Below are 8,541 nucleotides of genomic sequence, written 5' to 3'. Positions count from 1 at the left end.
GGTATTAGCTTTACTCCCTTCCTCCCCGCTGAAAGTACTTTACAACCCGAAGGCCTTCTTCATACACGCGGCATGGCTGCATCAGGCTTGCGCCCATTGTGCAATATTCCCCACTGCTGCCTCCCGTAGGAGTCTGGACCGTGTCTCAGTTCCAGTGTGGCTGGTCATCCTCTCAGACCAGCTAGGGATCGTCGCCTAGGTGAGCCGTTACCCCACCTACTAGCTAATCCCATCTGGGCACATCCGATGGCAAGAGGCCCGAAGGTCCCCCTCTTTGGTCTTGCGACGTTATGCGGTATTAGCTACCGTTTCCAGTAGTTATCCCCCTCCATCAGGCAGTTTCCCAGACATTACTCACCCGTCCGCCACTCGTCAGCGAATCAGCAAGCTGATTCCTGTTACCGTTCGACTTGCATGTGTTAGGCCTGCCGCCAGCGTTCAATCTGAGCCATGATCAAACTCTTCAATTTAAAAGTTTGATGCTCAAAGAATTAAACTTCGTAATGAATTACGTGTTCACTCTTGAGACTTGGTATTCATTTATCGTCTTGCGACGTTAAGAATCCGTATCTTCGAGTGCCCACACAGATTGTCTGATAAATTGTTAAAGAGCAGTGCCGCTTCGCTTTTTCTCAGCGGCGCGGGGTGTGCATAATACGCTTTCCCGCTACAGAGTCAAGCATTTTTTTTGCTTTTCCCTATCGGAATTCTCAGGAGAATCCCGCTGACCCGGCGGCGTGTTTGCCGTTGTTCCGTGTCAGTGGTGGCGCATTATAGGGAGTTATTCTGAGCTGACAAGAGGAAATTTAAAATAATTTTCCGAATGCGCGTTTTTTACTCTTTGTGCTTATTTCGACGCCGATCTGTTGGTTAATTGAGCTATTTCTCGGGCAAAATTCGCGACCTGCTCCCAATCGGTATAGACAACCTCTTTGCGCGTATCAGTTTCTCCGCCTGACATCTTCATAATCAGCTTGATCATAAAGCGGTCGTACCAACGATAGCGTGGATAACGCAGCGCCCCGGCAATAACGGCACAGCGATCGGGGCGCCATTGTGAGTTCATCAGAAACTTTCGTGCGTAGCTGTTGGTCTGCACAGTCCGCTTCTCCGGCTTGCGTGCCACCAGGTTGACGGAGTAAAAGGCGCTCGGCATTGAGTTCAGCCGGGTGGCATGCTTTTTGACAAATGCCTGGAACGCAGAATGGTAATGACCGTAGCGAATAGAAGCGCCAATCACCACGCGATCGTAGTTTTCCCACTGTGGTTCTTCAATGCGGTGCACATTAGCGACATCCGCCTGGATCCCCAGTTCTTTCAGTTCCGAAGCCAGGTAGGAGGCAATCTCGCGCGTTTGTCCGTCCCTTGTTGAGAAAAGAATTAATGTTTTCACGTATTACTCCATCATTCACGCCAGAAAGTCGGGGTAAAGAGCACCAGCAATGTAAAGACCTCGAGACGACCAAACAGCATGTTGGCAATCAGGATCCATTTAGCCACCGGGTTCATGCTGGTAAAGTTATCAGCAACCACGCCAAGCCCTGGCCCCAGGTTATTCAATGTCGCAACAACCGAGGCAAAGGCAGAAAAGTCATCCACGCCCGTGGCGATTATCGCCAGCATACTGACAATAAACACTAATGCATAGGCGGAGAAAAATCCCCAAACGGCTTCGAGGATACGTTCCGGCAGTGCACGGTTCCCCAGCTTAATGCTGTAGACGGCGTTCGGATGCACCAGTCGTTTCAGCTCACGGTTCCCCTGCTTAAACAGCAGCAGGATGCGGATCACTTTCAGGCCACCGCCCGTTGACCCGGCGCAACCGCCGATAAAAGCTGAACATAAAAGCAGTACCGGCAAAAAGAGCGGCCAGCGGGCAATGCTGTCAGTCGTAAACCCAGCGGTTGTCGCCATCGACACCACCTGGAAAAACGCCTGGTTAATTGTCATCAGCGCTGAACTATAGACATTATGAAACCACAGCACGAGGGTACAAATAACCACCAGCGTAAACTGTACGCCGATAAACATGCGAAATTCCGGATCGCGCCAATAAACCTTCAGACTACGCCCACTTAACAGCGAAAAGTGCAGACCGTAGTTACAGCCGGAGATCAGCAGGAAGATAGCAATGATGGTGTTAATGGTCGGGCTATCGAAATAGCCAACGCTGGCATCATGAGTCGAGAAGCCGCCAATAGCGATTGTCGCAAAGCTATGACCGATGGCATCAAAGGCATCCATTCCAGCAAACCACAGCGCCAGTGCACAGGCGACGGTCAGCAAGACATAAATCAACCACAGGGTTTTCGCCGTTTCCGCAATTCGCGGACGCATTTTGTTATCTTTCAGTGGGCCGGGCATTTCCGCGCGATAGAGCTGCATCCCACCCACGCCGAGGATAGGTAGTATCGCAACCGCCAACACGATGATCCCCATCCCGCCAAACCATTGCAGCATCTGGCGATAAAAGAGGATGGCATGAGGGAGTGAATCCAGCCCCACCAGCGTAGTGGCGCCCGTAGTGGTCAGGCCAGAGAAAGATTCAAAAAACGCATCGGTAATCGTGAGGTTCGGGCTTTCCGAAAAGATAAAAGGGAGCGCACCGACGCTACCCAGCACGGTCCAGAACAGCACCACGATCAGAAACCCCTCACGGGATTTCAGTTCGCCCTTCTCTTTACGGTTCGGCCACCACAGCATAGAGCCAATGGCGAGGGCGACAAAAAAGGTCTGGGTAAAAGCGCGGCCCGCTCCATCCCGGTAGATGAGTGCTACCAGCCCAGGAATAATCATCGTCCCTGAAAATAAGATGACCAGTAGTCCAACGATTCGGGTAATGGCGCGAAAATGCATCTCTGCCGCTTCCTTAGTTCTGCAAAACGAAGTGGGGATTATTCTTCAATCGCTAACAATTGCAATGAACCACGGCTAAAATCCGCCAGCTTTGCGGAAAATTCAGCCACTTTCGCTGCCGGAAGCGCCACCCGCAGCAAAACGAATGCCTGATAATCACTGTTGATAATTTTGCCGTCACACTGCCCCAGCAACGCTTCAATGCCGGTTAACTGACTATATTCACATTGCAAAGTATATTCGGTTAATGGCGTCTTGCGTTGGGTCGTTAGCTGGCGCAGCGCCTGATTCACGCCGCCGCCATACGCTTTCACTAACCCACCGGTGCCAAGCAATATGCCGCCGTAGTAGCGCACCACCACGGCGGTAATTTCCCCGACGCCGCTGCCCATTAGTTGGGCGAGCATCGGTTTACCTGCCGTTCCCGCCGGTTCACCATCATCAGAGAAACCCAGCTGTTGTGAATCGTCAGGCGCACCCGCCACCCACGCCACGCAATGGTGGCGGGCATCGGGGTGTTCTGCCCGCACCGATTCAACAAACGCTTTCGCCGCCTCAACGCCATCGGTATGCGCCAACAGCGTTATGAAGCGGCTCTTTTTGATCTCTTCAACGACCGTGACCGGTGCCGCAGGAATTAACCAGCTTTCCATCACGCCAGTTTCAGATCCCGGGTCATGTTTTCCACGCTGTTTTCGTGGATCACCACGTTGTCTTCGATACGAATGCCGCCGAACGGTTTCAGTGCTTCAATTTTCTGCCAGTTGAAGTGTTTGCTGAATTGCCCTTCACGCCACGGTGCCAGCAGCGATTCGATGAAGTAGATACCCGGCTCAATGGTTAACACCATGCCCGGCTGGAGAATACGGGTGCAGCGCAGGTACGGATATTTTGCCGGTGCCGCGAGGTGCGTACCGCTATCATCCTGCATAAAACCGGCTACGTCATGCACCTGCAGGCCCAGCGGATGGCCGATACCGTGCGGCATAAACGGTCCGGTGAGATCGTTTTCGACCATCGCTTCTTCACTCATATCGGTGATGATTTGATGTTTACGCAGCAGTTTGGCAATGCGCTGATGGAACTGGATGTGGTAATCCACATAGCTGACGCCGGCTTTCATGGTGGCGATCAGCGCCAGTTGTTCATCATTGACGTCTTTCACCAGTTGTGCGTAGTCGTTGTCGCTTTTTGCCGACCAGGTACGAGTCAGGTCAGCCGCATAACCGTTATATTCTGCCCCGGCATCCAGCAGGAAGCTGCGCATCTCTTCCGGTGCCTGATGATCCAGTTTGGTGTAATGCAGCACCGAAGCGTGTTCGTTAAGCGCCACAATGTTGCTGTAAGGTACGTCGGTATCACGATGACCGGTCGCGGTCAGATAGGCAATGTTGATATCGAACTCGCTCATGCCAGAACGGAACGCTTCTTCTGCCGCGCGATGACCGTTGACCGCCATTTTCTGCGCTTCACGCATACAGGCCAGTTCGTACTCGGTTTTGAAGGAGCGGTAGTAATGCAGGTAGTCGATCACCCCTTTCGGGTTGATGTTGCTGGCCTCAATCCCCAGTTGCAGCGCACGTTCCGGCACCGGACCGATATAACCGATATTGCCGCGCGCAGCAGGCAGCAGGCTACCAATGCCATCGGCTTTCGGCAGCGCGATCACTTCCACATCTTCAGTCCAGAAGGAGGTCGGCAGCGGTTCGACGTTGTGCCAGTAATCAACCGGCAGATAGAACCACAGTTTCGGCTTGTTCACGCCATCCACAAGCAACCAGCAGTTTGGCACCTGAGTTACCGGCACCCACGCTTTGAATTGTGGGTTCACTTTAAACGGGTAGGGATGATCGTCGAGAAAAACATTGAACAGCTCGCCGGAGTGAATAAGTAACGCATCCAGCTTGAAGCGCGCCAGCGCATCGCGAGTCCGTTCTTGTAAGGTAGCTATATGATTTTTATAGAGCGAGGCCAGTGATTCCATTTTTTACCCTTCTGTTTTTTTGACCTTAAGTCTCCGCATCTTAGCACATCGTTCATCCAGAGCGTGATTTCTGCCGAGCGTGATCAGATCGGCATTTCTTTAATCTTTTGTTTGCATATTTTTAACACAAAATACACACTTCGATGCATCTGGTACGACCAGATCACCTTGCGGATTCAGGAGACTGACATGCTTTACAAAGGCGACACCCTGTACCTTGACTGGCTGGAAGATGGCATTGCCGAACTGGTATTTGATGCCCCAGGTTCAGTTAATAAACTCGACACTGCGACCGTCGCCAGCCTCGGCGAGGCCATCGGCGTGCTGGAACAGCAATCAGATCTAAAAGGGCTGCTGCTGCGTTCGAACAAAGCAGCCTTTATCGTCGGTGCTGATATCACCGAATTTTTGTCCCTGTTCCTCGTTCCCGAAGAACAGTTAAGCCAGTGGCTGCATTTTGCCAATAGCGTGTTTAATCGCCTGGAAGATCTGCCGGTGCCGACCATTGCCGCCGTCAACGGCTATGCGCTGGGCGGTGGCTGCGAATGCGTGCTGGCGACCGATTATCGTCTGGCGACGCCGGATCTGCGCATCGGTCTGCCGGAAACCAAACTGGGCATCATGCCGGGATTTGGCGGTTCTGTACGTATGCCACGTATGCTGGGCGCTGACAGTGCGCTGGAAATCATTGCCGCCGGTAAAGATGTCGGCGCGGATCAGGCGCTGAAAATCGGTCTGGTGGATGGCGTAGTCAAAACAGAAAAACTGATTGAAGGGGCGATGGCGATTTTACGCCAGGCCATTAACGGCGACCTCGACTGGAAAGCGAAACGTCAGCCGAAGCTGGAACCGCTAAAACTGAGCAAGATTGAAGCCACCATGAGCTTCACCATCGCTAAAGGGATGGTCGCACAAACGGCGGGGAAACATTATCCAGCCCCCATCACCGCAGTAAAGACCATTGAAGCTGCGGCCCGTTTTGGTCGTGAAGAAGCCTTAAACCTGGAAAACAAAAGTTTTGTCCCGCTGGCGCATACCAACGAAGCCCGCGCACTGGTCGGCATTTTCCTTAACGATCAATATGTAAAAGGCAAAGCGAAGAAACTCACCAAAGACGTTGAAACCCCGAAACAGGCCGCTGTGCTGGGCGCAGGCATTATGGGCGGCGGCATCGCTTACCAGTCTGCGTGGAAAGGCGTGCCGGTTGTCATGAAAGATATTAACGACAAGTCGTTAGCCCTCGGCATGACTGAAGCCGCGAAACTGCTGAACAAGCAGCTTGAGCGCGGCAAGATCGATGGTCTGAAACTGGCTGGCGTGATCTCCACGATCCACCCAACGCTCGACTACGCCGGGTTTGACCGCGTGGATGTTGTGGTAGAAGCGGTTGTCGAAAACCCGAAAGTGAAAAAAGCCGTACTGGCAGAAACCGAGCAGAAAGTACGCCCGGATACCGTGCTGACCTCTAACACTTCAACCATTCCTATCAGCGAACTGGCCAACGCGCTGGAACGCCCGGAAAACTTCTGCGGAATGCACTTCTTTAACCCGGTGCACCGGATGCCGTTGGTAGAAATTATTCGCGGCGAGAAAAGCTCCGACGAAACCATCGCGAAAGTCGTCGCCTGGGCGAGCAAGATGGGCAAAACGCCGATTGTGGTTAACGACTGCCCCGGCTTCTTTGTTAACCGCGTGCTGTTCCCCTACTTCGCGGGTTTCAGCCAGCTGCTGCGCGACGGCGCGGATTTTCGCAAGATCGACAAAGTGATGGAAAAACAGTTTGGCTGGCCGATGGGTCCGGCATACCTGCTGGATGTCGTGGGGATTGATACCGCGCATCATGCCCAGGCTGTCATGGCAGCAGGCTTCCCGCAGCGGATGCAGAAAGATTATCGCGATGCCATCGACGCGCTGTTTGATGCCAACCGCTTTGGTCAGAAGAACGGCCTCGGTTTCTGGCGTTATAAAGAAGACAGCAAAGGTAAGCCGAAGAAAGAAGAAGACGCTGTCGTTGACGATCTGTTGGCAGAAGTCAGCCAACCGAAGCGCGATTTCAGCGAGGAAGAGATTATCGCCCGCATGATGATCCCGATGGTCAACGAAGTGGTGCGCTGTCTGGAAGAGGGCATTATCGCCACTCCGGCTGAAGCGGATATGGCGCTGGTCTACGGCCTGGGCTTTCCTCCGTTCCACGGCGGCGCGTTCCGCTGGCTGGACACCCTCGGTAGCGCAAAATACCTCGATATGGCACAGCAATATCAGCACCTCGGCCCGCTGTATGAAGTGCCGGAAGGTCTGCGTAATAAAGCGCGTCATAACGAACCGTACTATCCCCCGGTTGAGCCAGCCCGTCCGGTTGGCGACCTGAAAACGGCTTAAGGAGTCACAATGGAACAGGTTGTCATTGTCGATGCAATTCGCACCCCGATGGGCCGTTCGAAGGGCGGTGCTTTTCGTAACGTGCGTGCGGAAGATCTCTCCGCTCATTTAATGCGTAGCTTGCTGGCGCGTAACCCGGCGCTGGAAGCGGCAGCTCTCGACGATATTTACTGGGGCTGTGTGCAGCAGACGCTGGAGCAGGGTTTTAACATCGCCCGTAACGCGGCGCTGTTGGCTGAAGTACCACACTCTGTCCCGGCGGTTACCGTCAATCGCTTGTGTGGTTCATCCATGCAGGCACTGCATGACGCAGCACGAATGATCATGACCGGCGATGCACAGGCATGTCTGGTTGGCGGCGTGGAGCATATGGGCCATGTGCCGATGAGTCACGGCGTCGATTTTCACCCCGGCCTGAGCCGCAATGTCGCCAAAGCGGCGGGCATGATGGGCTTAACGGCAGAAATGCTGGCGCGTATACACGGTATCAGCCGTGAAATGCAGGATGCCTTTGCCGCGCGGTCACACGCCCGCGCCTGGGCCGCCACGCAGTCGGGCGCATTTAAAAATGAAATCATCCCAACCGGTGGTCACAATGCCGACGGCGTCCTGAAGCAGTTTAATTACGACGAGGTGATTCGCCCGGAAACCACCGTGGAAGCCCTCGCCACGCTGCGTCCGGCGTTTGATCCAGTAAGCGGTACGGTAACGGCGGGTACATCTTCTGCGCTTTCCGATGGCGCAGCTGCCATGCTGGTGATGAGTGAAAGCCGCGCCCATGAATTAGGTCTTAAGCCGCGCGCCCGTGTGCGTTCGATGGCGGTCGTTGGTTGTGATCCGTCGATTATGGGTTACGGCCCGGTTCCGGCCTCGAAGCTGGCGCTGAAAAAAGCGGGGCTTTCTGCCAGCGATATCGGCGTGTTCGAGATGAACGAAGCCTTTGCCGCGCAGATCCTGCCATGTATTAAAGATCTGGGACTGATTGAGCAGATTGACGAGAAGATCAACCTCAACGGTGGCGCGATCGCGCTGGGTCATCCGCTGGGTTGTTCCGGTGCGCGTATCAGCACCACGCTGCTGAATCTGATGGAACACAAAGACGTTCAGTTTGGTCTGGCGACGATGTGTATCGGTTTGGGTCAGGGTATTGCAACGGTGTTTGAGCGGGTTTAAACACTTGCCGGATGCGGTGTAAACGCCTTATCCGGCCTACGGTCCAGGACTATTGTAGGCACGATAAGACACGCCAGCGTCGCATCGGGCATTGTTTGCCGGATGCAGCATAAAACGCCTTATCCGGCCTACGGTTCAGGACTATTTGT

General features: G+C 53.8%; 6 protein-coding genes and 1 rRNA gene. 2 read left to right on the top strand and 5 right to left on the bottom strand.

Annotation, left to right across the window (positions count from 1 at the left end; all coding sequences use genetic code 11):
* The 5 genes from FFT88_RS24045 to pepQ all read right to left on the bottom strand — a co-directional run.
* A 16S ribosomal RNA gene (locus FFT88_RS24045) occupies positions 1–470 on the bottom strand; the annotation flags it as partial.
* A 377-nt stretch (positions 471–847) separates the two neighbouring features.
* The gene (gene hemG / locus FFT88_RS24040; protein ID WP_130219468.1) at positions 848–1,393 is read right to left on the bottom strand and encodes a menaquinone-dependent protoporphyrinogen IX dehydrogenase; all 546 of its coding nucleotides are present in this window, start codon (positions 1,391–1,393) and stop codon (positions 848–850) included.
* Positions 1,394–1,404: 11 nt separating this feature from the next.
* Positions 1,405–2,856, bottom strand: coding sequence for a Trk system potassium transporter TrkH (trkH, locus tag FFT88_RS24035; RefSeq protein ID WP_000545680.1), 1,452 nt, complete (start codon positions 2,854–2,856; stop codon positions 1,405–1,407).
* Positions 2,857–2,894: 38 nt separating this feature from the next.
* Positions 2,895–3,509, bottom strand: coding sequence for an IMPACT family protein (locus FFT88_RS24030; RefSeq protein ID WP_001295262.1), 615 nt, complete (start codon positions 3,507–3,509; stop codon positions 2,895–2,897).
* On the bottom strand, positions 3,509–4,840 hold the full coding sequence (gene pepQ, locus FFT88_RS24025) for a Xaa-Pro dipeptidase (protein ID WP_130219470.1): 1,332 nt from the start codon (positions 4,838–4,840) through the stop codon (positions 3,509–3,511). Before pepQ ends, FFT88_RS24030 begins: the two co-directional genes overlap by 1 nt.
* Before the next feature lie 189 nt (positions 4,841–5,029).
* Between pepQ and fadB the strand changes: the two genes are divergently transcribed.
* Complete coding sequence (gene fadB, locus FFT88_RS24020; protein WP_135403506.1) at positions 5,030–7,219, top strand: fatty acid oxidation complex subunit alpha FadB; 2,190 nt, start codon at positions 5,030–5,032, stop codon at positions 7,217–7,219.
* Between the two features lie 9 nt (positions 7,220–7,228).
* On the top strand, positions 7,229–8,392 hold the full coding sequence (fadA, locus tag FFT88_RS24015) for an acetyl-CoA C-acyltransferase FadA (protein ID WP_135403507.1): 1,164 nt from the start codon (positions 7,229–7,231) through the stop codon (positions 8,390–8,392).
* Positions 8,393–8,541: the final 149 nt, after the last annotated feature.

The organism is Escherichia sp. E4930, assembly GCF_005845405.1.
In the GTDB taxonomy this organism is placed as follows: Bacteria; Pseudomonadota; Gammaproteobacteria; order Enterobacterales; family Enterobacteriaceae; genus Escherichia.
The sequence above is the reverse complement of the archived record's forward strand: the minus strand, read 5'-3'. Positions and strand labels throughout refer to the sequence as shown.